This is a genomic window from Desulfatitalea tepidiphila (assembly GCF_001293685.1).
Classification (GTDB): Bacteria; Desulfobacterota; Desulfobacteria; order Desulfobacterales; family Desulfosarcinaceae; genus Desulfatitalea; species Desulfatitalea tepidiphila.
The window spans coordinates 1,882,056-1,905,852 of the sequence record NZ_BCAG01000003.1 but is presented as its reverse complement, the minus strand read 5'-3'; the positions used below and the strand labels follow the sequence as shown (position 1 = coordinate 1,905,852).

Below are 23,797 nucleotides of genomic sequence, written 5' to 3'. Positions count from 1 at the left end.
GCCCATCTGGGAAAAAAGCGCCGCAGGCAACCCAAAACCCTCTGCGAACTCTGCGCCTCAGCGGTGAATCTTTTTCTTTATCGTCTGTGTAAGTCCGTGTGTGTCTGTGGCTAATCCAATGCTAATCCACAATTTCCTGGAAAATTCAGCAGCAAATCACCCCGACAAAGTCGCCGTAATCCACGACGACCAAAGGACCACTTACGCCCAGGTCAACATCCAGGCCACAAACCTTGCAACCCACTTACAAGCCAACGGCATCACCAAAGGCCACCGGGTAGCCCTGCTCCTAGAAAACTGCACCGACTACATCACAGCCTACTACGCCACCCTAAAATCCGGCGCAGCCGCCGCACCGCTCAACCCAGGCCTGAAACCCGACGGCCTCCAATACCTGCTCAACGACCTCGAACCCTCGGCAATCATCACCAACTTCAAAGCCGAGCGACTCCTCAAAGCCGTCAACCTCGACCACCTGAACCTGAAAACACTGATCATCAGCAATCCAAAACAAAAATGGGCCGGCACCCCCTACAAAGTCCAAACCCTCGAAGAAACCACAATAGTCGAAGGCCCTGTCAGTGTGTGTCAGTGTGTGTCTGTGGCTAATATTTCTCCAGATGACCTATCCTCAATAATCTACACCTCAGGCTCAACAGGTAAACCAAAAGGCGTTATGCTCAGCCACAAAAACATCGTATCCAATACCAACTCCATCTGCAGCTATTTGAGCATCACTCCATCCGACATCCAAATGGTCGTCCTCCCATTCTTCTACGTAATGGGCAAATCGCTCCTCAACACCCATATCGCCGCCGGCGCAACCATCGTCATAAACAACCGTTTCATGTACCCGGCCGACGTCGTCAACCAAATGATACAAGAGCAGGTCACCAGCTTCTCCGGCGTACCTTCAACCTACGCCTACCTGCTCAACCGATCACCCCTGGCCAGCCGCAAATCCGAACTTTACGCACTTCGTTACTGCAGTCAAGCCGGCGGCCATATGGCCAAATCGATCAAGCTGGCCCTGCGCCAAGCGCTGCCGCCCCACACCCAAATCGTCATCATGTACGGCGCCACCGAAGCTGCCGCGCGCCTCACGTATCTGCCGCCGGAATATTTTGAAACCAAAATAGAATCCATCGGCAAGCCCATCCCAAATGTGACTGTTCGCGTCATAAACGAGCAAAACCAGGAAGTGCCAGATGGCAAAGAAGGCGTTCTCGTAGCAGATGGGCCCAACATCATGATGGGGTATTGGAAAGGCCCGCGAGACACCGCGCGCGTTCTTAATAAACATGGTTATTACACGGGCGATACCGGCTATCGAGATAATGAAGGGTTTCTCTACGTCACAGGGCGAAAGGATGGATTAGTAAAAGTCAGCGGGCATCGCGTAAATCCCGTAGAAATCGAAGATTTTTTAATCTCCACCGATCTTTTAATCGAAACCGCGGTACTTGGCCTGCCAGACGACTTGATGGGAAACAAACTGGTAGCATTGATTGTTCCAAAAGACGAAGGATGCTCAGTCAAAACATTAATGGAAAACTGCGCCGGCAGCCTGCCCAACCACAAAAGGCCAACAACTATTATCTCATTACGAGCACTCCCGAAAAACGCAAACGGTAAAATTGATCGCCAAGGATGCATCCAACTGGCATCAACCCAATAGAACTGATAAACACCAGGAGTTAACAATGATTCAAACCATGAAACCTATATTGCTTCTAACCCTCTTTTTGTCACTGATTCCTATCGCATGCAACGGAGGACAAGTGGAAGATAAAATCATTCAATATCAACAACTCACCGATGTGCCCAATTCCGTCTGGCAAAAGTTATCCAGCAAGAAAATTTACTTCGGGCATCAGTCCGTTGGCTACAATATCCTCGACGGAATACAGGCGCTTTTGAAGGAAAACCAGCAAATACAGCTGGCCATCGAAGAGAACTTCGACCCCGAATCATTTAAGCAGGGGACCATCGCCCACTCGAGGATCGGTTACAACACGGATCCCAAATCCAAACTGGATATGTTCGCTTTTATCGCTAAATCAGGTGGTGCCGCCAAAGCGGATATTATGTTTTTTAAATTTTGCTATGTCGATATTAACGGAAAAACAGATGTAAAGGCGCTTTTCGATGCATATAAAAATACGTTCGAACAGCTGAAGAGCAATCACCCGGATACAACCTTCATCCACACGACCGCCCCCCTGACTACCATACAAGACGGACCCAAAGCATGGGCAAAAAAAATATTAGGCCGGTCTTTAGGTGGAATCGTGGAGAACAGCAAAAGGCATGAATACAACGAAATGATTCGCAAAACATACGTCGGAAAAGAGCCTGTGCTCGATATCGCAACCATCGAATCGACATTTCCCGATGGTCGTCGGGCCACCTTCGAGTCCAATGGCAAAACCTATTACCACCTCGTGCCTGCCTATACCTACGATGGAGGTCATTTGAACGAAGCCGGCAGGAAGCGGGTCGCCGAACAGCTGCTGCTTTTACTGGTAAACACCCTATAAAGCCGAGTAACCTCGAATAACTCAAAAAACATAATAATATCAAAGGTCCCGAACCGCGAGCCCAAACCGCTCTATGATACAAGTCATACAAATGCAAGACGATGCCAAATGGGACCAATACGTGGCTGGGCACCCTATGTCTCATGCCTACCTGACTTCCCATTGGCAGAAAATAATCACAAGCGCATATGGCTATACATCCTATGCACTGGCAGCGGTGAGTAATGATCCACATCCAGCACCTGGACAGGTTGAATCCAACTTAAAAGGCCTTTTACCGCTGGTGCACCTGAGAAGCCCACTGTTCGGGAACCGCTTGGTATCCATGCCATATTTCGATCACGGCGGCATTCTTTCAGATACTGAGGAGACAGAACGGCAACTCATTCAAGCGGCTGTACGCCTTGGCCAAACGCTTCGCGTCAAAAGGATCGAGCTGCGCCAATTGTACAAACTCAACACGCTGGAGAATGGGGTTGCATCGGCCACGAATCATCCGGTGAGTTGGGGTAAGTTCATTAATGCACCTGCCGACGGGCAAATGCCCCCAGAAGCCAGTTGGACCTTAAAATGCCACAAAGCCCGTATGGTACTGCACCTGCCGCGCAGTGCCGAAGAATTGATGAAATCGTTCAAATCCAAGCTGCGCAGCCAAATCAATCGTGCAACCAAGGCCGGTCTGCGCGCCAGCGTTGGGGGGGTGGAACTCTTTGGCGATTTCTATCATGTTTTCAGCAACAACATGCGCGACTTAGGCTCGCCGGTACACAACAAGGCATTGCCGCGCAGTGTGATGGACTACCTGCCAAACCAGGCATGGATCGTAGTGGTTTACAAGGCCGATACTCCCGTGGCTGCCTCACTCATGGCAGGATTCAAAGATGTCATGATCAACCCATGGGCCTCGGCCCTGCGCGAGTTTAGCAAAGACAGCCCCAACATGCTGCTCTACTGGCACATGCTGGAATTTGCCGCCGACAAGGGGTATCGCTTCTTCGATTTCGGCCGTTCCACACCGGGCGAAGGTACCTACCGGTTCAAAACCCAGTGGGGCGCACAACCGCAACCAATGTATTGGTATACGATTTGGCTCGATGAGGGCAAAATGCACCAATCCGGCCCTCTTGAACAAGAAAATGGCAAGCGTCGCGAAATGGTTGCATCCCTCTGGTCCCGACTGCCCGTTGCGATTTCCCGCATCGTTGGCCCCATGATCCGCAAGCACATCGACCTTTGATGAAGGCCAGCGTCCGACAAGGCATATGGGTGACACACAAATGAGCACCAGTGTTTACAGCCGCCTGCAGCGGTACCCGCCAGCTGAATCGAAAATTCCGCTCACTGTTTTTTTTCAGAGTACAAAATGCAACAGCGCTGATGCGGAGCAGGCGCTGTGCCAGGCCATGGGCACCACCTACTGCCTGTTGGGTCCAAGCGGAAGGGCATTGCTGTGCCGTTTGCTTGTTGGTCTATCGGAAAAAGACCCGGGTCAACGCAACGAAGTATTGATGCCGGCCTACACCTGTTACTCTGTGGCTGCGGCAGTAGCCAAGGCCAAACTGAAAATCCGGCTCTATGACCTGCACCCGCAGACCTTCGCACCAGTAACTGACTCGGTGTCGAAAAACCTGGGCCGAAACACATTGGCCGTTATCACCCAACACCTACTGGGGGTCCCCACAGATGTGAGCACCGTTGGCCAAATGGCCAGGGAGACAGGGGCCTGGCATATTGAGGACGCCGCCCAGGCCTTGGGTGGAGACTTGAATGGAAAGCCCATCGGTGCCATCGGCGACTTTGGGCTGCTCAGTTTCGGTCGCGGCAAACCTTTGCCCCTTGGCGGCGGCGGCGCATTGATCTCCCGGCGGTTCAACCCGGCGCAGATTGTATCAGGCATACGAAAAGGCACAGGCTGGAAAACCATTCTTGCAAGCTTTATAACACAGCCTGCAGCCCACCCGCTTCTTTATGGCCTTGCCGAAGCGTTGCCCCTGGGACTTGGGCAGACCGAATTTAACGCTGGTTTTCCGGTGGGGCGAACCCCGACCGCCTTGATGAAATTGATCAAACCCATGATGGCCACCTTGCCTCAACTCAATCACCATCGGCGGACCATCGCCGCCATATACCAAAGGGAGATCCCAGCGCGCCACCTGGTGTCTTTGCAGGAAACATGCACGCCGGTATTCCCGCGCTTCCCGGTGCTGGGCCGAGCGGGGCGCCTAACCGCAAGACTCCGGCAACTGGGTGTACGCCGCCTTTATCCCCATGCACTTCACCAGGAGCCAGAAATAATGGCCTTTGCCGTTGATACCTCCCAGCAGTGTGATGGCGCGGCAATACTGGGGCAGCAGCTTATCACCCTGCCTACCCATCACGCCATCGGTGCAGACATGGCCAGGAAGATTGCTCGAAATGTTTCCCGCTGGATAAAAGGGGATTAGTCTTCGATGCATCTATCCAGCATCCAAATATGAAAGGCTCGTAAAAAGCCCGGAATCAGTTTTTTACCGTCATCCCGGCGAAAGCCGGGAACCAGTGTTTGCAATAAGCTTCTGGATGCCGGCGTTCGCCGGCATGACGCTTCTGCGACTGTTTACGAGTCCATCAAATATGCATTAGCCGCAAAAATCGCACACCCAGACGACGATACCTTTAAGGCTCAAATATCTATGAAATTCATCTTTTGGTTCAGCTTGTTCGTTGTATTCTATGCTTATTTTGGCTATGTGATTTTCCTTATGTTAATCGATGCCTGGCAGCGCCTGTTCAAAACTGACAGGAACGCGCGGACTTCCGATGACACGCATGGCCCGCGAGCCTCCCATGAATTGCCCCGCGTATCCTTTATCGTCACTGCATACAACGAGGAACAACGCATCACCCGGAAAATGGAAAATTCGCTGTCATTGGACTATCCTGCGGAGAAGCTGGAAATAATCGTAGCCTCGGACTGTTCTAGTGATGGAACCGACGGGATCGTCAGCAGCTACGCAGACCGAGGCGTCAAGCTTGTAAGGGCGCCCAAACGCAAAGGCAAAGAGCACGCCCAGATGCATGCTGTCCGGGCCGCCGTCGGCGATATCCTTGTTTTTTCGGATGTGGCCACCGTGCTGCAGCCCGATGCCTTGCAACGGATCGTCAGCAACTTCCAGGATCCTGCCATCGGATGCGTCAGCAGCGAAGACCGATTTATCGATCAGGATGGCCGTGTCAGCGGCGAGGGCCTCTACGTTCGATATGAAATGTTCCTGCGGGCGCTTGAGTCCAGGGTCAACACCCTCGTCGGAATGAGCGGCTCTTTCTTCGCCGCCCGCAGTGAAGTCTGCCGCGACTGGGCTCCAGACCTGCAAAGCGACTTCAACACGCTCCTGAACACCGTGAAGCACGGCATGAAGGGCATATCCGATCCTGACAGCATCGGCTATTACGAAAACATCGCCGACGAGCGTAAAGAGTTTCAGCGCAAAGTCAGGACCGTTTTGCGTGGAATCACAGTGTTGTTACGCAACCGCCAACTGATGAACCCTTTCCGGCACGGGCTGTTTGCGTGGCAGTTGGTCAGCCACAAACTCTGCCGCTGGGCAGTGCCCCTGTTCCTTGCCCTGGCCCTGGTGAGCAATGCCGTGCTGCTTGATGCCGGCGCGATTTATGTCGCGCTCCTTGTGCTGCAACTCAGTTTGTATATCGCCGCACTATGGTTCAGGTTCCAAAATCAATCCCGAAACTCTTCAACAAAAGCAAAACCCCCTGAACGAGCTACTGCGGCAATCTATCTGCGATCTGTGTTGGATCAGATTGCCCGCATCGCCTATTATTTTTCATCTGTCAATATGGCCATCGCCTGGGCGTGGTTCAAATACTTCAAAGGTGAAAGGGCCACCTTGTGGGAACCTTCAAAACGATAAGCATCAAAACCGGGCTGCTGCTTTTGCTGTGGGCCGCCGTATTTTTCCCGCTATACCCCGGCCTTTTCGAGACATGGCTGAATGATTCCAACAACTCCCACGGGATATTGGTGCCGTTCATCGCCGCCTTCTTCATTTGGCAGAAGCGGGACGAAGTCAAGGACCTCTCGCCCCAAATGGATTTGCGGGGGGCGTTGCTGTTCATTGCCAGCCTGGTTGTATACATCCTCAGTTTTGCGGGTGCCATTGCGGTTGCTGCGCGCAGCATGATCGTGTTCTCACTGATCGGCTTGGTGCTTTACAACTATGGCCCGGTCATTTTCAAGAAACTAGCATTTCCCCTTTTTTTCTTCTATTCATGATCCCGGTGCCGATATCGATCATTGGACTGGTTTCATTGCCCCTGAGAGGTTTGAATTGAGGTTGCATTCCTCAAGTTTATTATTTTCGGAGCGCACTTTTCAACTTGCGGCCGACTGGTCGGCGGTTCGGAGCACTTTTTTCGCTTTCGGAATGGCTCGACTGCCCCATATTGGCCCTGTCCCAGAGCCGATTTGCCTGGATCTGAGGCTCCAGGCGCACCTATGCCCCCGCTATGCGGGAAGGCGCCTTAAAATCCGGGCCCCTTTTTGCAGGTTGCAGAAGGCAAACTGCCTAAACATGGCATCGATGCTGTTTTTCACAATGGTGGTAAACCGTGCCCGGCTGCGATCATCAAACAGGGTGGCCAGGCCAAAATACTGTTCGACAATGTATCGTTTTTTGGAGATGGATTTGTTTCTGGCGATTTCGGCTTCGGTAAGGGAAGCGTTGATATTGTTTTTTCGCATGATGCCGTCGGCGATTTGGTTCATGGCAAGAAAGTTTCGATTCGGGGCGCCGGCATAGCCCTTGTCGGCATAGACCACATCGATTTTCTGATCGGTATGCATGCTGTAGATGGTGGCATAGGGCAGATAGGTCGAGTCGCTGTGGGAGGCCGGGGTGAGGGTGGTTGACAAAATCAGTCCATTTTCCACCTCGACTGCGGCATGTTCTTTCAGGCCGAAATGGGGGAGATCGTTTTTGATGGTCCAGTCGGATTCAAGATCGCGGGAGAATTTTTTCGGATTGCCGTTTTTATCCAGGTTGCCGTCGGGGCCGGCGTTTTTGTCGCGAAGCTCGGTGAGCTTATCGTTTGAGACTGGTTTTGAAGCGGATTTAACGAGGCGGGCATCGATGGCGACGCCTTCATTGACGGTGATCCCGTGCTGATGCAGCTGGGCAAGCAGCGCGCTGTTGAGCTTTATCATGGCTTGCTTGGACAGGCGGCTGCGGAATCTGGAAAAGGTGGAGTGATCCGGAGCGGCCTGATCCAGGGGCAATCCCAGGAAGGATTTAAAGGAGATGCGGTCGTTGATCTGGCTTTCGAGCTCCGGGTCGGAGGGGATCTGAAACCATTTTTAAAAGCAGCAGGCATTTGAATAGCAAAAGGGGCGGGTAGGCCTTGCCGCCTTCGATCTGTTTGCCGGTTTGGTAGAATTGGTCCAGGAGTTTTTTGATAGGATTCCAGTCGATGGTCAAATTGAGCTGCTTGAGCACGGCCAGGGCGCGGTTTTTATCGGCATGCTTTTCGACGGCAAGGTCGGCGAAGGAAAAGTAGCGTTGGGGTTTACGGTATGCCATGATGCCTCCTGATAGATTGAAATTTAGAAGCATTATGACATAAATAAACATAGATAACAATAGGATAAACGTATTTCGTAGTATTTATGCGAATTTTTAAAGCGAGATAGAAGTAAAATATGCGGCCACCCCAGGTAATGCGCACGGCTGGGGAGGGTGGTTGTGCAAAGGTCTCAGCTTGTGGACATCCGAGACGCCTTTCTAATTGTTGTGGTGCCTTTTGAAAGACATGGATGTCCACTTTTTTCAACCTAAGGTACGCTTTAGCCGGATGAACCTAATTTCTGTTCAAATCATAAGATGATGGCATTATATGCGGAATAAAATTCTTTTTGTTGAACAAACTGCCGATGGCACAATTGGCGGTTCCCATTATTGTCTTTTGTACCTTATTCAACATCTCAATAAAATGCAATTTGAGCCCATTGCGTTATTTTATGAATCTCACTCCTTAATTGATACTTTCAAAAAAGAGTGCAGGACTGAAATATTTCATGTGAAGCCTTTTTCAAAGCTCAGAATAAGTGTAATACGCAAAGTTATTAATCTTCTAATAAATTTTTTTATTGTATTTAAATGCCTTGTTTATATCAAAAAAAATAGAATTAAGATAGTTCACTTAAATAATTCTGTCAGCGGAGGGTATTTCAATTGGTTGGTGGCATGCGCTTTGGCCAACATACCATGCGTAACTCACGAAAGAAACTTTACAAATTACCCCAGAACACTCTTTTTTCGATTTATGGTTAAAAAGTATAAGAAGATTTTGCCAGTTTCAGATGTAATTGCAATCAATATTAAAAGACAAGGTATAGCCCCCGAAATAGTGGAAACCGTTCATGATGGGATATCACCCGATGTATTCCGAAATAAAATTAAAAAAACTGCGGAAAATATAAGAGTTGAATTCAATATACCTTCAAACTTTACTATCATCGGTTTAATCGGAAATATTCGTCGTTGGAAAGGACAAGAACTTTTAATCGATGCTTTAAATCTCGTAAATGAGGAGATGTCAGATTTTTATTGTCTATTGGTTGGTGATACAGGCAAGAATTCATCAACTGACACTGAGTTCGAAAAACATCTCTTGAATAAGATTACAACACATGGACTTGAGCATAAAGTCATTCTAACAGGGTATAGGAATGATATACCCGATATCATTAACGCATTAGATATTCAGATTAATGCCTCTATAAAACCCGACCCTTTTCCTCATGTCATTTTAGAGGGGATGTCTTCAGGTAAGCCTATTATTGCTACTAATTTAGGCGGCGCAGTGGAAAGTATAGAACATGGTGTCAGTGGTTTTCTAGTGCCACCGGAAAGTGAACAAATTGCCGAAAAGATATTGGTGTTGATAAAAAATAGCTCCATACGGAAAAGCATATCAAAAAATGCACTCTTGCGAGTAAATAAATTCACCATGGTTCGCACAATTGAAAAGATAGAAAAAATTTATAAAGGACTATTAAATCAACAATGAAAAATCTTTTAATCATTACGCATGATCTCGCCATAGGTGGATTGCAGCAGGTTGTCGTCAATATTTGCCGTTGTATTAATAAAAACAAATTTAACGTTACAGTACTCTGCCTAAACGAGATGGGGGAATTAGCTACAAAAATTAATCAATTGAAAATCCCTCTTTTCTTGTTGCCAAAGAATAGTTCAAAACCCGATTATCTATCTTTCATTAAAGTTTCAAGATTTGTTCGTGAAGGTGCATTTAAAGTTATTCATACTCACAATACTCAGGCAATGATTGACGGAACCATTGCCGGATTGTTAACCGGAGTTCGTAAAATTATTCACACTGATCACGCAAGGGCTTTTCCGGACAAAAAACGTTATATGTTTTCTGAGTGGTTTTTATCACATTTTGTTTCTAAAATCGTCGGTGTATCTGATCATACATGTGAAAACTTAAATCGTTATGAAAAAATATCACGCAAAAAAATTGTAATGATCCCTAATGGAATCGATAGAAAACTCTTCCAATATAATTTCAACCCCAAATTGAAACGAGACGAGCTTGGCTTAACTCGTAAAGGTCCGATTATAGGTCTTGGAGTCCGACTCACTGAGCAAAAAGGTATTATTTATTTATTGCGTGCCATGCCCAATCTCATTAGGCGTTATGCAGAAATAACCCTTTTAATTGCAGGTGATGGCCCTTTGAGGCAAAATTTGCTAAAAGAAGCCAAAAAACTTGGCATCAGTAGTCACGTTCTTTTTCTGGGACCTCGCCTTGATATGACCGAAATATTATCAGTTCTGGATATATATGTACTACCGTCTTTATGGGAGGGTCTGCCAATGGTTCTGCTTGAAGCCTTGGCAGTCGGGATTCCTGTGGTAGCAACCGATGTTGGAGGAGTCAGTACTGCAATCAAAAATGGAATCACCGGACTTTTAGTGCCTCCCGGAGAGCCTGATAGAATTTCTGCAGCAGTTATAAATCTTCTTGATAATGATTGTTTACGAAATAGCTGTATACAAAATGGGCGACAATTATTTGAACAAGATTTCACTGCAGAAAAGATGGTTAAACGGTATGAAGACTTGTACCTTCAATAAGGCAATAGGCTGTTGAGTTGTAACCGATATCAGTTCCGATTATCATTTTAGTTTGAATCACTAATGTCCGGTTAAAGTTTTTCAAATAGCACTCAACTTATAGATATAATATAGAAATATTGCCATTTTGATCGTAATCGATTTGAAATTTGCCTCAATGAGCGATACCCCTCCCGGGAGGACAATAATCTTGCGGGAGGATCCTTGTCATGAACAGAGGGAGCACCGTATTCGCTCAAGTTTTGGACAATCTTCCAATGCACCAATTCCGACGGTGCGTTGACCGGTATCAAGGTAACTACCGGGTTCGTTCTTTCACATGTTTTGATCAGTACCTTTGTATGGCCTTTGCCCAACTGACTTACCGGGAGAGCTTACGGGACATCGAATGCTGCCTGCGAGCCATGGATAAAAAGCTATACCACACCGGATTTCGTGGTAAAGTCTCCCGTAGTACCTTGGCAGATGCAAACGAGACCCGCGATTGGAGAATTTATCGCGATTTTGCTCAGCTGCTGATTCTGATTGCAAAGGACCTCTATGCCGGCGAAGACTTCGGAGTGGAACTCGATGAAACAGTCTACGCGCTGGATGCCAGCACGATCGATCTTTGTCTTTCGGTATTTCCATGGGCTCGTTTCCGTAAAACCAAAAGCGCCGTTACGCTGCATACCTTGCTGGATCTGCGGGGAAACATTCCCTCGTTTGTAGATATCACTGAGGGCAAGGTCCATGATGTCAACGTATTGGACATTTTGATCCCAGAAGCTGGTGCTATTTATGTCATGGACCGTAGCTACTTGGATTTCAGCCGCCTATTTTCACTAAATCAAACGCCGGCTTTTTTCATAATCCGCTCCAAGACGAATACGAAAATGCGGCGACTGTACTCCCACCCTGTTGATGTATCCTGCGGTCTTCGTTGTGACCAGACCGTTGTATTAACAGGTTACAACAGTCGCAGAGATTATCCGCAGAAGCTTCGCAGGATCCGGTACGTCGACGAGCAACAGGCGCTTCAATTAATTTTTCTGGCAAACCACTTTACGCTGCCTGCACTAACGATCTCCGATTTATACCGATGTCGCTGGCAGGTAGAACTATTTTTCAAGTGGATCAAGCAGCATCTGCGAATCAAAGCATTTTTCGGCACATCAGAAAACGCTGTCAAGACTCAGATCTGGATCGCTATATCTGTATACGTTTTGGTCGCAATATTGAAAAAGCGTCTTCGGATTGAGCACAGCCTCTACACAATTTTACAGCTACTGAGTTTGACTTTATTTGAAAAAGTGCCATTACAACAGTTGCTTACAATGACTAGTTACAGAAACGAAAATGACTACCAACATATCCAATTGAATTTATTTGAAACTTAACCGGACAATAGTGAGTTTGAATAGAAAATGATGAATAAGCTCGAAAGAAGCCCATACAATGAAAAAATTAATTTTAAAGTCACTATACAAACTTTACCAACTACTAGAAATCAAGTTCAATATTAGAATTTTTCCGATAGTGGTTTATGATAAAATTTATCTATCTTACCTTAGAAAGTTCGAAATTTTTCGCTGGAGAACAGAAAAAGCTAAAAGAATGGGCGTTAAACTTGGTTTAAATTGCAGGTTATATACTATAGAGTTTTCTTCAGAACCTTATCTTATAACTATTGGTAATAATGTTGTTATTGCATCAGGGACATACTTTATAACACATGACGGGGGCGCCTGGTTGTTTTATAATTGGAATGATCATTCTAATGATATGAACAATTATAATCGCATAATTGTAGGGAATAATTGTTTTATTGGTATGAATTGTACAATCCTTCCTGGCACAGAGATTGGTGATAATTGTGTAATAGGCGCAGGATCTGTTGTCCGCGGTAAGATTGCATCAAACTCGGTAATTATGGGGAATCCTGCCAAAGTAATAATGAAAGTCTCATTATACAAAAAAATGCTGTTATCAAATAAAAACACAATTCGTGTAAATCATTTCGATGAAAGTATTAAAGATAAAAAAGTGAAAGCACACTTCTTTCTTGATTAGAAGCCATCTCAAAAAAATCGAAGTAGTATTTTAATGCAACCAAGTTGAACCATAGCCAGGAAATTTTCCACATGGTATTCGTAGCGGACAATCAATCGCCTGTAATTCTGAAGCCAGCCAAACGAACAGACGCTCGACCTTCCCCATAGGCGCCTATAGCGTCTGAGTTTCCTGCCGGCTTGGGTATTCGGTTTTTTCCTTACTTTACGATGTGGTGCAATCATTTCAACACCACGTTCGTCAAGGAGCTGATCGTTATGTTTATCGCTGTCGTACGACTTGTCACCAATCAGCTTATCAGGGGCATACTGTGTAAAGCTGCTGTCAATCGTATCTTCGACAAGTTTTACTTCGTGGGGCGAAGCGCTTTCAACGAAAGCGGCGACAGGAAGACCAGCAGCGTCTGCGATTGCCATGATCTTGGTGCCTTTGTCACGCTTTGTCTTGGCGACAGCAAGCACCCCTTTTTTACCGGTGCGAAGGACACGTCTATAAACGCCTCTGTGATATCGCTTTTACCGCGTTCATTCAGGTCTTCGAGCAACTCTTGGGCAATACGTCGGGAAACCCCTTGTTTGACCAACTGCTGGAACCGTCGATGGCATGTCTGGTACGGCGGATACCGCTGCGGCAAGTCTTTCCAAGGCGCTCTAGTGCGCATGATCCACAAAATACCGTTGAGCACCTCCCGGGGATCGCGTGCTGGGCGTCCTCTTGGATCTTTGGTTAATGCTGAAGATAAGAGTATCGGCTCTATCCGTTTCCATTGTTCGTTTGTTAGTTCCATCCTTATTTTATTACATATTCAGATATCATGTCTAGATTTATTTACAATTTTTACAGATAGTTATCGCATGTTTAAATATGCGTAATTTCAAACATTTATGCTTGGTATAAATTTGGTCGTTTTTTTGAGATTGCTCATAGTATCAATTACATGCATCGAATAATTATCAAGTGATGATCACGACTACGGTTTTCAGATTAAGCAGCCTACGTCATCTTTTCGCTTAGAACTTCGTAGTGCCTATTACCGTCTTTACAAGAGGCGGGTCTCCCCAGGGACGCAGCCCAGTTCTTTAACCACCCTAGTCAGCGTACAGTCCCAGATGCAAGGGGCCATTGTAAATTCCAACCTCGTGTGGTGGTACATTTTTATTTTCCTGAAAGTGGTACACTTTTCATTCACATGGGCACGAACACGGGTCAAGGGATTAGGCAATTTGATCGTGCTCATATCAGGGACCAAAAATATCCATTGGCTAAAACTATGATAGATACAACTGAAGTAAAAGCCTTTAAAGGTGCGACTTGGTTAGCTTTATTCAAAATGATTAGCCAGATAGTCTCCTGGATTTCAACTATTTTTGTGGCTAGAATGCTAGTCCCCGCAGATTATGGATTGATGGAAATGGCCACATTTATCACCGGCTATGCCATGATGTTTAGTGAGCTTGGATTAGGGGCTGCAATTATCCAACGTCCCCATCCAACCAATAGTGAACTATCATCAGTTTTTTGGAGCAGCATCGCAATTAGTCTTTTTTTTGCATGCTGTTGCTTTTTCCTTGCCTATCCCACTGCATGGATATTCAAAGAGTCGCGAGTTATATCAATTACACAAACCGTCTCAATAGTCTTTATATTAACTGGCATTCAAATTGTACCTCTAAATCTACTTAGGAAACAATTTAAATTTAAGGCATCGGGGTTTATTGACGCCACTGGGATCATTGTATCATGCATATTTATGATCGCAACGGCTTATATAGGTTGGGGGGTCTGGACCTTGATTGGGGGCACAATTGTAAAAAATTTTACCTGTTTAATATTGGTCATTATACTACAGGATTGGCGCCCCTCTTTTAAGTTTGTCTACAAGGAAGCAATTGAGTATTTTAACTTTGGATACCAGATCGCATTAGGCAACTCCATCGGATATATCAATAAAAAATCAGATTCCTTTTTTGCAGGTCGATTATGGAATCCTGGCACCTTAGGGATCTATAGCTTTGCAAAACAATTATCGCGGATTCCAAATGATAAAATTGTTAGTTTGATAAATCAGGTGGCATTCCCCGCATTTGCCAAATTGAATACTGATAAAAATCGTTTCAATACCTTCTATCTTGATATTGTAAAAACAATTACTTGTTTGGTCCTGCCATTATTTATTGGTGGTTTTTTGATAGGAGATGAATTGGTACGGCTACTGCTCGATAAAAAATGGTACCCTATGATATTCATTTTTAAAATGATGTGTCTTACAGAAATAGTTACGCCGCTGAGTGCTGTTAACAGCATGGTTCATGGTGCCCAAGGAAGGCCCAAATTCTATTTGGGTTTTAATATTGTAATGTTGATATTTATGCCGGCTTCCTTCTTTCTGGCCGCACCCTATGGACTTAACGCTATGGTTTATCCATGGTTTACAAGTTATTTGCTGCTATGCATTGGTTGGAATCATTTTACCCTTAGGCAAATTGGGTTATCTTACAAGGATTATATCCTAAATCTTAAAACACCGCTAATGGGCGTTATATTGATGTCACTTGTGGTATTACTTTCTGGATCATTATTAAATTTCTTAAAGATGAGCTCACAATATGAAAATGCGGTGCACTTGATTATAAAAGTGGTGCTCGGAGGCAGCGTGTATATTTTTTATATATTATCTTTTGATAAGCCGATGTTGCAAAAAATTAAAATAATCATAAAAAAGTAACGAGTGTGTAGAAATGGATTCCCTAAATATACTCTTTTTACATTCAGGGCCAGATCTACCCGATATATCAGGAAAAATTAAAAGTAAGTACCACTACTTTTCCGAGTTTTCATCGGGTATAATTATCACTCCTGTTTGTGAAAAAAAATATTTGAAGTTAAAGAATATTGGTAATTTTCAATATCACCCTTTTTTATATCACCAGGGGGGGGCATTAAAGCGCAATTTATTTTATATTTTTAATATCATCAGATTTGTTTGTTTCTATACACAAAAGAACAAAATTGATATCATAGTCTCTCCTAATCCTTTATTATCCGGTATGTTAGCTCTATTAATAGGCAATTATATTGGCGCGAAAGTGGTTATCGAAGTTAATGGAAATTTTGAAGCAGCCTTTACCTTTGGTTGGGGGGGGGGGTAGCACCAAGTTTTACCGATAAACTAAAGCATAGGCTTGCACAATCGATGATTCGCTATTCACTTAAAAGAGCTGGGATAGTAAAATTGGTTTATGCCTTACAACTAAAACCGTTGAAATTAAAATATAATATAAATACCGTCGTCTTCCCAAATTTTGTGCCCATTAAAAATTTTCTTGATGCTCAAAAAAATGATCATAAATATATACTCCTAGTTGGATACCCCTGGTATCTAAAAGGTGTTGATGTCCTTATAAAGGCGTTTAAAAAAATATCTCCTAATTTTCCTCAATACAAATTGAAAATTGTCGGTTGGTGCCCTGAGGGGCGCGAATATTTTGAAAAATTGGCAAACAATAACCCGAAAATTGAATTGTGTGATCCTGTCTACTACAATGAAGTCGTTCAGTTGATGGCTAATTGCTCAGTTTATGTATTGGCATCTCGAACCGATTCTTCACCGCGCGTTCTGAGGGAGGCTATGGCCTCACATAAACCGATAATTGCTTCAAACATTGATGGCGTGCCGGAATTAATTATTGACGGTTTCAACGGACTTTTGTTCAAGAAAGAAGACTATACTGATTTGGCCGAAAAGCTTACAATTATTCTATCGGATAAAAAATTTGCGCAGCAAATATCAAAAAATGGTCATGATTATGTTCAAAAAAAGCTGTCCGAACGAGTATATATTAACAAATATAAATCTATGCTTGAAGACTTATTATAGTGTTTGGGAATATAGAAAATAGAAAGATTGAACCTGAAAAAGAAGCTTGGTTCTTCTTTATTTGCTTATATATAATTTTCGACTATGGTAGGCCTCAGACAGTACTACCTGTAATCAGCAATATTAAGCCATCGATGATTTTGATACTTTTATTGTCATTTTTTCTTATTACTCGCAATGCTATATTTAAAATTCCCGCACCTCAGATTCGGTATCTTTGGCTTTTTGTCGTGCTACTAGGGTGCTACATACCATTTGCAAAAAATGGTTATTATGCGTATAAAACAACCTTAGCTCAAATGTTGTACTTGCCATTTACTCTATCAATGATATTCTGTCTCGATTCTATTAATCGCCTCAAGAAATTGGTATTTCTTTTCATAATCCTAATGGCTTATGTTTCTATTTATAGCCTTACTCACGGTGGCAAGGGGCCGGGCAATTATTTTACTGATGAAAATGACCTGAGCCTATATCTGAACACATGGATTCCATTTTGTTATTTCCTGTTTTTTAAAGAAAAACGAAAAGTATATAAATATATTTATCTGTTTGCTGCAATAGTAGGCGTTATGGCAGTTGTGACATCCTTTTCACGAGGAGGATTTGTTGGCCTTTTGGCTATCTGTTTCGCCGTATGGACAATGTCAAAAAAAAAATAGTAACACTAATAATTTTAAGTTTAATTGCAATAATTATGATCCTATGTGTTAGCGACAAGTATTGGGCCGAAATAGAAACAATTGCCAATACTGAAGACAATACAGGATCCGAGCGAATTAATTCTTGGTTATCGGCCTGGGACATGTTTATTGATAATCCACTTGGGGTTGGTGGGAATAACTTTCAGATACGATTTCACGAGTATCAGGGAGACCGTTTTACGAGGGGAATGTATGGACGTGTTGCCCATTCCCTTTGGTTCACATTAATTCCGGAGCTTGGAATTCTTGGTATATTTATTTATTTCAGATTACTTCAATTGAATCTAAAAGATATTATTTGGTTAAAGAATTTACGTGACGATGGAATAGGTGATATTTGCAATAACGGTTATTTTTCCGCACTCGGTTTATCCTTTATGGTATCACTCTTCGCCTTTTTCGTAACAGGAACCTTTATATCTGTATTGTATTATGCACATTATTGGTACCTTACTGGATTAATCGCTGCGACAGTGAAAGTAGCTAAACAAATCGAAGCAAACAGGTCGTGAAATAAAATCGAAATGATAACAAGTATTGAATTCCTTCTTTTTATCATCCAGTAAAACCTCCACTGCGGTCATGACGCAACCCTGCTTAAAATAGAGATTTACCATGATTGCTTCTGGAGGGTGGTACACTTTTCATTCCCGATTTTCGTACATTTTCGCATTCCCATCGACTGACGATAGTTGTAGGTTTCGCCTTTGAGTAAATTGTAGGCAAAGTTTTAGTTGGCGGCGGTCCCCAAAATTTGGACAATATGTTAAGCTTGAAGTCAGCAGGATCGGAAAGGAGCTGAAATGAGCAACAAGCGTAAAAAGTACAGTGCCGATTTCAAGGCCAAAGTGGCCTTGGCGGCCATCCGCAACGAGGAGACCACCGCCGAACTGGCTCAACGCTTTGGTGTCCACCCCACAATGATCGCCACCTGGAAAAAATCGTTGCTCGACGGTGCGGCGGACATCTTTGACAAACACCAAAAGACAAAGAAGCAAAGTGCTTCCCAGGTCGGCAAACTGCACCGGCAGATCGGTAAACTGAAGGTGGACAACGATTTTTTATCACGCAAGCTCGGCTTTTAAAGCGGCAGGACAGGAAAAAGATGATCGACCGCTCCGTGAAGAGAGGTTTGAATTGAGCTCACATTCCTCAAGTTTTTCATTTTCGGAGCCAATTTTTCAACTTGCGGCCGACTGGTCGGCGGTTCGGAGCACTTTTTTCGCTTTCGGAATGGCTCGACTGCCCCATATTGGCCCTGTCCCAGAGCCGATTTGCCTGGATCTGAGGCTCCAGGCGCACCTATGCCCCCGCTATGCGGGAAGGCGCCTTAAAATCCGGGCCCCTTTTTGCAGGTTGCAGAAGGCAAACTGCCTAAACATGGCATCGATGCTGTTTTTCACAATGGTGGTAAACCGTGCCCGGCTGCGATCATCAAACAGGGTGGCCAGGCCAAAATACTGTTCGACAATGTATCGTTTTTTGGAGATGGATTTGTTTCTGGCGATTTCGGCTTCGGTAAGGGAAGCGTTGATATTGTTTTTTCGCATGATGCCGTCGGCGATTTGGTTCATGGCAAGAAAGTTTCGATTCGGGGCGCCGGCATAGCCCTTGTCGGCATAGACCACATCGATTTTCTGATCGGTATGCATGCTGTAGATGGTGGCATAGGGCAGATAGGTCGAGTCGCTGTGGGAGGCCGGGGTGAGGGTGGTTGACAAAATCAGTCCATTTTCCACCTCGACTGCGGCATGTTCTTTCAGGCCGAAATGGGGGAGATCGTTTTTGATGGTCCAGTCGGATTCAAGATCGCGGGAGAATTTTTTCGGATTGCCGTTTTTATCCAGGTTGCCGTCGGGGCCGGCGTTTTTGTCGCGAAGCTCGGTGAGCTTATCGTTTGAGACTGGTTTTGAAGCGGATTTAACGAGGCGGGCATCGATGGCGACGCCTTCATTGACGGTGATCCCGTGCTGATGCAGCTGGGCAAGCAGCGCGCTGTTGAGCTTTATCATGGCTTGCTTGGACAGGCGGCTGCGGAATCTGGAAAAGGTGGAGTGATCCGGAGCGGCCTGATCCAGGGGCAATCCCAGGAAGGATTTAAAGGAGATGCGGTCGTTGATCTGGCTTTCGAGCTCCGGGTCGGAGGGGATCTGAAACCATTTTTAAAAGCAGCAGGCATTTGAATAGCAAAAGGGGCGGGTAGGCCTTGCCGCCTTCGATCTGTTTGCCGGTTTGGTAGAATTGGTCCAGGAGTTTTTTGATAGGATTCCAGTCGATGGTCAAATTGAGCTGCTTGAGCACGGCCAGGGCGCGGTTTTTATCGGCATGCTTTTCGACGGCAAGGTCGGCGAAGGAAAAGTAGCGTTGGGGTTTACGGTATGCCATGATGCCTCCTGATAGATTGAAATTTAGAAGCATTATGACATAAATAAACATAGATAACAATAGGATAAACGTATTTCGTAGTATTTATGCGAATTTTTAAAGCGAGATAGAAGTAAAATATGCGGCCACCCCAGGTAATGCGCACGGCTGGGGAGGGTGGTTGTGCAAAGGTCTCAACTATTTTTTCTTCGATAACTATAACTGTCGCTGATCATACAGATATAATTTTGAAAAAGAAAATACTATGGAATTTAAAAAAAAAGTTTTGCACTTAAGAAGCTCAGGATCAATGCTTGGGGCGGAAAATGTTATACTGGAAATCGCCAAGAATTCGCACAAATTTGGTTTTAATTCGATCATCGGTATTATTAAAGAATTTTCAGACCCGAATCCCCAATTTTTAGATCATGCCCGAGCCAATGATTTGCAATATGCAGTATTTGAAAGCAATAAAGCTTTTCCACTGAATTGTGCTTCAGAGATTAATAAATTTGTTCACAAGAATTCAGTCGATGTCCTTCATTGCCACGGCTATAAAGAAGATTTCTATGGTATCGCCTCCCTTACAGGGCTCCCTAAGATATCCACCAATCATTTATGGAAAAAATCCACCTGCCGATTAAAAATCTACCGACTGATGGATATAATGTTCCTCTATTTTTTTGATATGGTTGTTGGCGTTTCAAGGGAATTAGTGCAGGAGATGCATAAATTTGGATTGAATAATACTGCTGAGGTTTCTAATGGCATTGATATCAGTCGTTTTTATAAGCGTTCAAAGAATTTAGATTTGTTAAAAAAGTTTGGCATTTCCGAGAGCGAAATCGTTTTAGGTATGATTTCCAGTCTCACGCCGGAAAAGAACCATAAAATTGTTATTGAGTGTTTGTCTAAAAAGAATTTACCTAATATTCGGTTGTTAATTGTTGGCGATGGGCCATTTGAACGATACCTAAAAGTAGAAGTTAAAAATAAGAATCTAGAAAATATCATCATTTTTGCCGGAAGGCAGGAAAACATATCGCAAATCTTATCTGTGATTGATATTTTCCTGATACCATCACTTGCTGAAGGTTTGCCTATGGCCATGCTGGAGGCCATGGCCTGCGAAAAAGCTGTTATCGCTGCCAAAGTTGGTGAGATTGTAAATGTTATTGGGCATGGAATTAACGGGCTGAGTATAGCTCCAAATAATGTTTTAGAATTAGGATCTTGCATAGAGACACTTGTTTATGATCAATCATTGATAACAAGGTACGGAAAAGAAGCTCGCAAAACAATTAAAGAAAGATTTTCATCAATGCAAATGACTGAAAAATACTGCGAAATATACAAATCAGTATTGGGTAATTTATGAATAACGATGGCTGTCATTGCCCAGCAGAAATAAATAATTCGTATTTGTATATCCTTTACCGATTATAATGATACGGTTCTATTGCCCAAAATAAAGCTTTTATGGGAGAGAGAATCGTAACAATTACAGTTGCGAGTATTCCCACTAAATGCAACGGAATATATATCAATTGGGTTTATGGCAATATTTTTGCATATCATATTTCAGGCCATGAGCAAAACGTTCTCGAAATAGGCTTGATTTAGAATTTATTAGCTGGAGGAAACTATGCGCTCTATTTTTCTTAGAATCTTTGAATTATTCTTTATAATCATGATAAGTGGAAATATTGTTTATGCCAAAGATTTGTATGTATCACAAGGAGGAAACGATAATTACTCTTATGAACAAAATGATATCAGCCATCCTTGGCGTACTGTATCAAGGGCTTTTTCATCTGTAAATCCGGGTGATACAGTCTATTTTACTCAAGGTGAATATCCAATCCAGTCAACAATTGAAACAAAATCAAACCCTAATCCTTCATCGAGTTCAAATCGCGTTCTTTTCACAAATTATTCTAATCAAACAGTCTCATTTATTAGTTCCGTTAACAGGGCCATCTACATTGATAGAGATTACTATGAGGTGCAAGGGATTGCATTCACAGGGCCTGGTACTTTCTGGTACATCGGCAACACAAACAATGCAACTCATTTTAAAATCTCTGACTGTAGGGGAGTGCTTACTGGTGAAGGTGGAAGTGAAAACATAGGCCTCGTTCGGTTTCAGGCTGCAAGGGCAAGTTACGGGCAAGTTGAAAATTGTGATTTTACAGGCCCTAACAGATGGGGAAATATCAACACTGCTGGTGTTTTTGTCTTTAGATCTCAGGGTATTAAGGTTTTTCGAACTGTTTTTAATAATTTTCCCAGAGCCATTTATTATAAGCATACATGTATTCCCGAAAATACAGGGATTGAGTTTGCCTATAACTACTTTTATAATAATAGCAGTGGAATTGTTACCGTATCACAGTACGCTGACATTCATGATAATTTATTTGTAAACTGCGGTATGCTCATAGGGGAAGATGGTGGGACTGGTGATGACGGCAGCAATGCAGGTGGCGACCATAATATTATAAGGCACAATACTTTCTACGGAGGCGCCATCCAGTTAATTCGATCTTCAAGCAATGATGGATCCGGAGCCCAGTACAATACTATGCGTGACAATGTTTTTTCAAATACAGTCGAAGTGTTCAGATATGGCAGTTGGCCCCACTATTCAACATTGCATCATAATTTATACCCATCTGGTACAGCAGTGATTAACAATCGTGTGAATTACAACCTATCAAGCTGGCAATCGTATTTCCGACAGGATGATGGATCATTGTCAGGAGAGCTCACATTTGTTGGCGGTGACTCTCCAAGCTCAATTGAAGGTTTTGCGCTTAATTCAACCTCATTGGGGTACCGTGCAGCAAGCGACGGGAAGGATATGGGGGCTGACATTTCAGCGGTAGGTTTGGGTAGTTCAACCCCAGTAGAGCCGACCCCAACACCGGTTCCCATATCAAGTTCCAATCCACCTTTTACACCTCAGTTCCTCGCTGTGGAAATAGATCGCGATGTGCATAGTAATGCCATTCTTTTCCAAGACGATTTTGATGGTCCTGAAACCATGACTGATAAATACATTTTTTATAATAGCAATAATGGCGACTGTGCGGTCGTTAGCGGTATAGGCGTCGGAGCCACGAACGGGTTGCGTGTCAGGTGGAATACTGGTCAGGTAGATGCGGGGTCATTTTGGTATATGTTTGGACGTAATCCAGTAGCATCCAAAGGAAATACTGAAACTGATTTTCGTGAAATCTACTGGAGGTTCTATCTCAAAACATCAGAAGGATGGACAGGCAATCCCTTCAAGCTGACCCGTGCAACCAGTTTCGCCCGATCAGATTGGTCCCAAGCAATGGTTGCCCATTTATGGGGGGAAGACGGTGATACTGTCATCAAGATGGATCCAGCCACTGGTATTTCCGGTAACTCATTAGCCACCTCCGGTTACAATGATTTTAATGGCTTAACATGGTTAGGGGCAAAAAAAGGGGGCACTCCGATATATGATTCTGTGATGAGCAATTCATGGCATCTGGTTGAAATTCATGTAAAACTTAACACACCAGGTCTTGCAGACGGAGTATTTGAATGCTGGATAGACGGACGTTTGGAAGGCGGTTATTCCAATCTTGATTGGACAGGCGAGTGGCAGGAATATGGTATCAATGCCATTTTATTTGGAAATTATTGGAATGGCGGTGCACCAGGTTATAGAGAAAGATATTTAGATAACATCGTTATTTCAACGGCTCCTATTGGACCTGTATTATCACCTGTTAATCCAACTCTGACTAAATCCGGTTTTGAAGATCCTGATTCCGGAGATTCCCAAGGCGGTTTTGAGGTACAAGTCAGTTCATCAAAGGGCGAGACTGGGTTGGTATGGGCAGGGGAGACCCTTGGGGATGGCAATTCGTTAACAGTTAACAGTTCAACAGGTGAGTTTCAAGGAGCCCTTGCAGGAAATACAAAATTACATGAAAATACAGTTTATTTTATAAGAGTGCGCCAGTCAGACTCGGGGGGTAACAACTCCGAGTGGTCATATTGGAGTGTCATTAAAACCGTAGTTAAACCGCCGGAAAACCTAAAAATGGTGACGCAATGAATTGGTCA

Annotated in this window: 22 protein-coding genes; 17 read left to right on the top strand and 5 right to left on the bottom strand. The window is 44.2% G+C overall.

The annotated features are described in order from the left end of the window. Positions 1–118: 118 nt before the first annotated feature. The 6 genes from DFT_RS13165 (at position 119) to DFT_RS13140 (ending at position 6,810) form a co-directional block, all read left to right on the top strand. A complete protein-coding gene (locus DFT_RS13165) occupies positions 119–1,678 on the top strand; it encodes a class I adenylate-forming enzyme family protein (RefSeq protein WP_054031633.1) in 1,560 nt (519 codons plus the stop codon). Between the two features lie 25 nt (positions 1,679–1,703). Beyond that, positions 1,704–2,540, top strand: coding sequence for a hypothetical protein (locus tag DFT_RS13160; protein ID WP_054031632.1), 837 nt, complete (start codon positions 1,704–1,706; stop codon positions 2,538–2,540). Between the two features lie 91 nt (positions 2,541–2,631). After that, the gene (locus DFT_RS13155) at positions 2,632–3,777 is read left to right on the top strand and encodes a GNAT family N-acetyltransferase (RefSeq protein ID WP_152971979.1); all 1,146 of its coding nucleotides are present in this window, start codon (positions 2,632–2,634) and stop codon (positions 3,775–3,777) included. 40 nt (positions 3,778–3,817) lie between these two features. Continuing rightward, positions 3,818–4,984 (top strand): DegT/DnrJ/EryC1/StrS family aminotransferase, encoded by a 1,167-nt coding sequence (locus DFT_RS13150; protein ID WP_161807154.1) that lies wholly within the window; start codon positions 3,818–3,820, stop codon positions 4,982–4,984. 228 nt (positions 4,985–5,212) lie between these two features. Continuing rightward, on the top strand, positions 5,213–6,448 hold the full coding sequence (locus DFT_RS13145; RefSeq protein WP_054031629.1) for a glycosyltransferase family 2 protein: 1,236 nt from the start codon (positions 5,213–5,215) through the stop codon (positions 6,446–6,448). Next, positions 6,427–6,810, top strand: coding sequence for an archaeosortase/exosortase family protein (locus DFT_RS13140; protein WP_054031628.1), 384 nt, complete (start codon positions 6,427–6,429; stop codon positions 6,808–6,810). Before DFT_RS13145 ends, DFT_RS13140 begins: the two co-directional genes overlap by 22 nt. Before the next feature lie 231 nt (positions 6,811–7,041). On the opposite strand, the gene DFT_RS13135 is transcribed toward DFT_RS13140, so the two are convergent. Further along, positions 7,042–7,836, bottom strand: a complete 795-nt coding sequence (locus DFT_RS13135; RefSeq protein WP_235506258.1) for a transposase — start codon at positions 7,834–7,836, stop codon at positions 7,042–7,044. After that, complete coding sequence (locus tag DFT_RS26510; RefSeq protein WP_054031617.1) at positions 7,826–8,113, bottom strand: transposase; 288 nt, start codon at positions 8,111–8,113, stop codon at positions 7,826–7,828. Before DFT_RS26510 ends, DFT_RS13135 begins: the two co-directional genes overlap by 11 nt. A gap of 313 nt (positions 8,114–8,426) precedes the next feature. Here DFT_RS26510 and DFT_RS13125 point away from each other — a divergent pair, with 313 nt between their 5' ends. The 4 genes from DFT_RS13125 (at position 8,427) to DFT_RS27135 (ending at position 12,748) form a co-directional block, all read left to right on the top strand. Continuing rightward, the gene (locus DFT_RS13125) at positions 8,427–9,602 is read left to right on the top strand and encodes a glycosyltransferase family 4 protein (RefSeq protein WP_054031627.1); all 1,176 of its coding nucleotides are present in this window, start codon (positions 8,427–8,429) and stop codon (positions 9,600–9,602) included. Beyond that, positions 9,599–10,696, top strand: a complete 1,098-nt coding sequence (locus tag DFT_RS13120) for a glycosyltransferase family 4 protein (RefSeq protein ID WP_054031626.1) — start codon at positions 9,599–9,601, stop codon at positions 10,694–10,696. The genes DFT_RS13125 and DFT_RS13120 overlap by 4 nt, the downstream gene beginning before the upstream one ends. A gap of 209 nt (positions 10,697–10,905) precedes the next feature. Then, a complete protein-coding gene (locus DFT_RS13115; protein WP_054031625.1) occupies positions 10,906–12,075 on the top strand; it encodes an IS4 family transposase in 1,170 nt (389 codons plus the stop codon). A gap of 58 nt (positions 12,076–12,133) precedes the next feature. After that, complete coding sequence (locus DFT_RS27135) at positions 12,134–12,748, top strand: acyltransferase (protein WP_083453491.1); 615 nt, start codon at positions 12,134–12,136, stop codon at positions 12,746–12,748. 8 nt (positions 12,749–12,756) lie between these two features. On the opposite strand, the gene DFT_RS25520 is transcribed toward DFT_RS27135, so the two are convergent. Then, positions 12,757–13,535 (bottom strand): IS5 family transposase gene (locus DFT_RS25520; protein ID WP_200907056.1). Its coding sequence is split into 2 segments (ribosomal slippage): positions 12,757–13,196 and positions 13,196–13,535, totalling 780 coding nucleotides; the frame shifts between segments, so codons are not numbered across the junction. Between the two features lie 483 nt (positions 13,536–14,018). On the opposite strand from DFT_RS25520, the gene DFT_RS13100 reads away from it, so the two are divergent. From DFT_RS13100 to DFT_RS13080, 5 genes are all read left to right on the top strand, one after another. Then, entirely contained in the window at positions 14,019–15,473 is a 1,455-nt protein-coding gene (locus DFT_RS13100; protein WP_161807153.1) for a lipopolysaccharide biosynthesis protein, read from the top strand. 13 nt (positions 15,474–15,486) lie between these two features. Then, positions 15,487–15,897: a hypothetical protein gene (locus DFT_RS13095; protein WP_054031622.1), complete on the top strand. Its 411-nt coding sequence runs from the start codon at positions 15,487–15,489 to the stop codon at positions 15,895–15,897. Between the two features lie 44 nt (positions 15,898–15,941). Beyond that, the gene (locus tag DFT_RS25090; RefSeq protein WP_152971978.1) at positions 15,942–16,625 is read left to right on the top strand and encodes a glycosyltransferase family 4 protein; all 684 of its coding nucleotides are present in this window, start codon (positions 15,942–15,944) and stop codon (positions 16,623–16,625) included. A gap of 538 nt (positions 16,626–17,163) precedes the next feature. After that, a complete protein-coding gene (locus tag DFT_RS13085; protein WP_369688330.1) occupies positions 17,164–17,841 on the top strand; it encodes an O-antigen ligase family protein in 678 nt (225 codons plus the stop codon). Between the two features lie 291 nt (positions 17,842–18,132). Then, a complete protein-coding gene (locus DFT_RS13080; protein WP_054031619.1) occupies positions 18,133–18,414 on the top strand; it encodes a transposase in 282 nt (93 codons plus the stop codon). A 228-nt stretch (positions 18,415–18,642) separates the two neighbouring features. Here DFT_RS13080 and DFT_RS13075 read toward each other — a convergent pair whose 3' ends face one another. Continuing rightward, positions 18,643–19,437 (bottom strand): transposase, encoded by a 795-nt coding sequence (locus DFT_RS13075; protein WP_235506258.1) that lies wholly within the window; start codon positions 19,435–19,437, stop codon positions 18,643–18,645. Beyond that, a complete protein-coding gene (locus DFT_RS26505) occupies positions 19,427–19,714 on the bottom strand; it encodes a transposase (RefSeq protein ID WP_054031617.1) in 288 nt (95 codons plus the stop codon). The genes DFT_RS13075 and DFT_RS26505 overlap by 11 nt, the downstream gene beginning before the upstream one ends. 244 nt (positions 19,715–19,958) lie before the next feature. Between DFT_RS26505 and DFT_RS13065 the strand changes: the two genes are divergently transcribed. Beyond that, on the top strand, positions 19,959–21,071 hold the full coding sequence (locus DFT_RS13065; protein WP_054031616.1) for a glycosyltransferase family 4 protein: 1,113 nt from the start codon (positions 19,959–19,961) through the stop codon (positions 21,069–21,071). Positions 21,072–21,338: 267 nt separating this feature from the next. Continuing rightward, positions 21,339–23,789 (top strand): right-handed parallel beta-helix repeat-containing protein, encoded by a 2,451-nt coding sequence (locus DFT_RS25870; RefSeq protein WP_152971976.1) that lies wholly within the window; start codon positions 21,339–21,341, stop codon positions 23,787–23,789. Positions 23,790–23,797: the final 8 nt, after the last annotated feature.

Coding starts and splice junctions, on each gene's coding strand:
- DFT_RS27135 (WP_083453491.1), top strand. CDS start 12,134: ATGAAAAAATTAATTTTAAAGTCACTATACAAACTTTACCAACTACTA.
- DFT_RS13155 (WP_152971979.1), top strand. CDS start 2,632: ATGCAAGACGATGCCAAATGGGACCAATACGTGGCTGGGCACCCTATG.
- DFT_RS26505 (WP_054031617.1), bottom strand. CDS start 19,714: ATGGCATACCGTAAACCCCAACGCTACTTTTCCTTCGCCGACCTTGCC.
- DFT_RS13120 (WP_054031626.1), top strand. CDS start 9,599: ATGAAAAATCTTTTAATCATTACGCATGATCTCGCCATAGGTGGATTG.
- DFT_RS26510 (WP_054031617.1), bottom strand. CDS start 8,113: ATGGCATACCGTAAACCCCAACGCTACTTTTCCTTCGCCGACCTTGCC.
- DFT_RS25870 (WP_152971976.1), top strand. CDS start 21,339: ATGCGCTCTATTTTTCTTAGAATCTTTGAATTATTCTTTATAATCATG.
- DFT_RS25090 (WP_152971978.1), top strand. CDS start 15,942: ATGATTCGCTATTCACTTAAAAGAGCTGGGATAGTAAAATTGGTTTAT.
- DFT_RS13100 (WP_161807153.1), top strand. CDS start 14,019: ATGATAGATACAACTGAAGTAAAAGCCTTTAAAGGTGCGACTTGGTTA.
- DFT_RS13065 (WP_054031616.1), top strand. CDS start 19,959: ATGGAATTTAAAAAAAAAGTTTTGCACTTAAGAAGCTCAGGATCAATG.
- DFT_RS13150 (WP_161807154.1), top strand. CDS start 3,818: ATGAGCACCAGTGTTTACAGCCGCCTGCAGCGGTACCCGCCAGCTGAA.
- DFT_RS13160 (WP_054031632.1), top strand. CDS start 1,704: ATGATTCAAACCATGAAACCTATATTGCTTCTAACCCTCTTTTTGTCA.
- DFT_RS13145 (WP_054031629.1), top strand. CDS start 5,213: ATGAAATTCATCTTTTGGTTCAGCTTGTTCGTTGTATTCTATGCTTAT.
- DFT_RS13125 (WP_054031627.1), top strand. CDS start 8,427: ATGCGGAATAAAATTCTTTTTGTTGAACAAACTGCCGATGGCACAATT.
- DFT_RS13115 (WP_054031625.1), top strand. CDS start 10,906: ATGAACAGAGGGAGCACCGTATTCGCTCAAGTTTTGGACAATCTTCCA.
- DFT_RS13080 (WP_054031619.1), top strand. CDS start 18,133: ATGAGCAACAAGCGTAAAAAGTACAGTGCCGATTTCAAGGCCAAAGTG.
- DFT_RS13095 (WP_054031622.1), top strand. CDS start 15,487: ATGGATTCCCTAAATATACTCTTTTTACATTCAGGGCCAGATCTACCC.
- DFT_RS13165 (WP_054031633.1), top strand. CDS start 119: ATGCTAATCCACAATTTCCTGGAAAATTCAGCAGCAAATCACCCCGAC.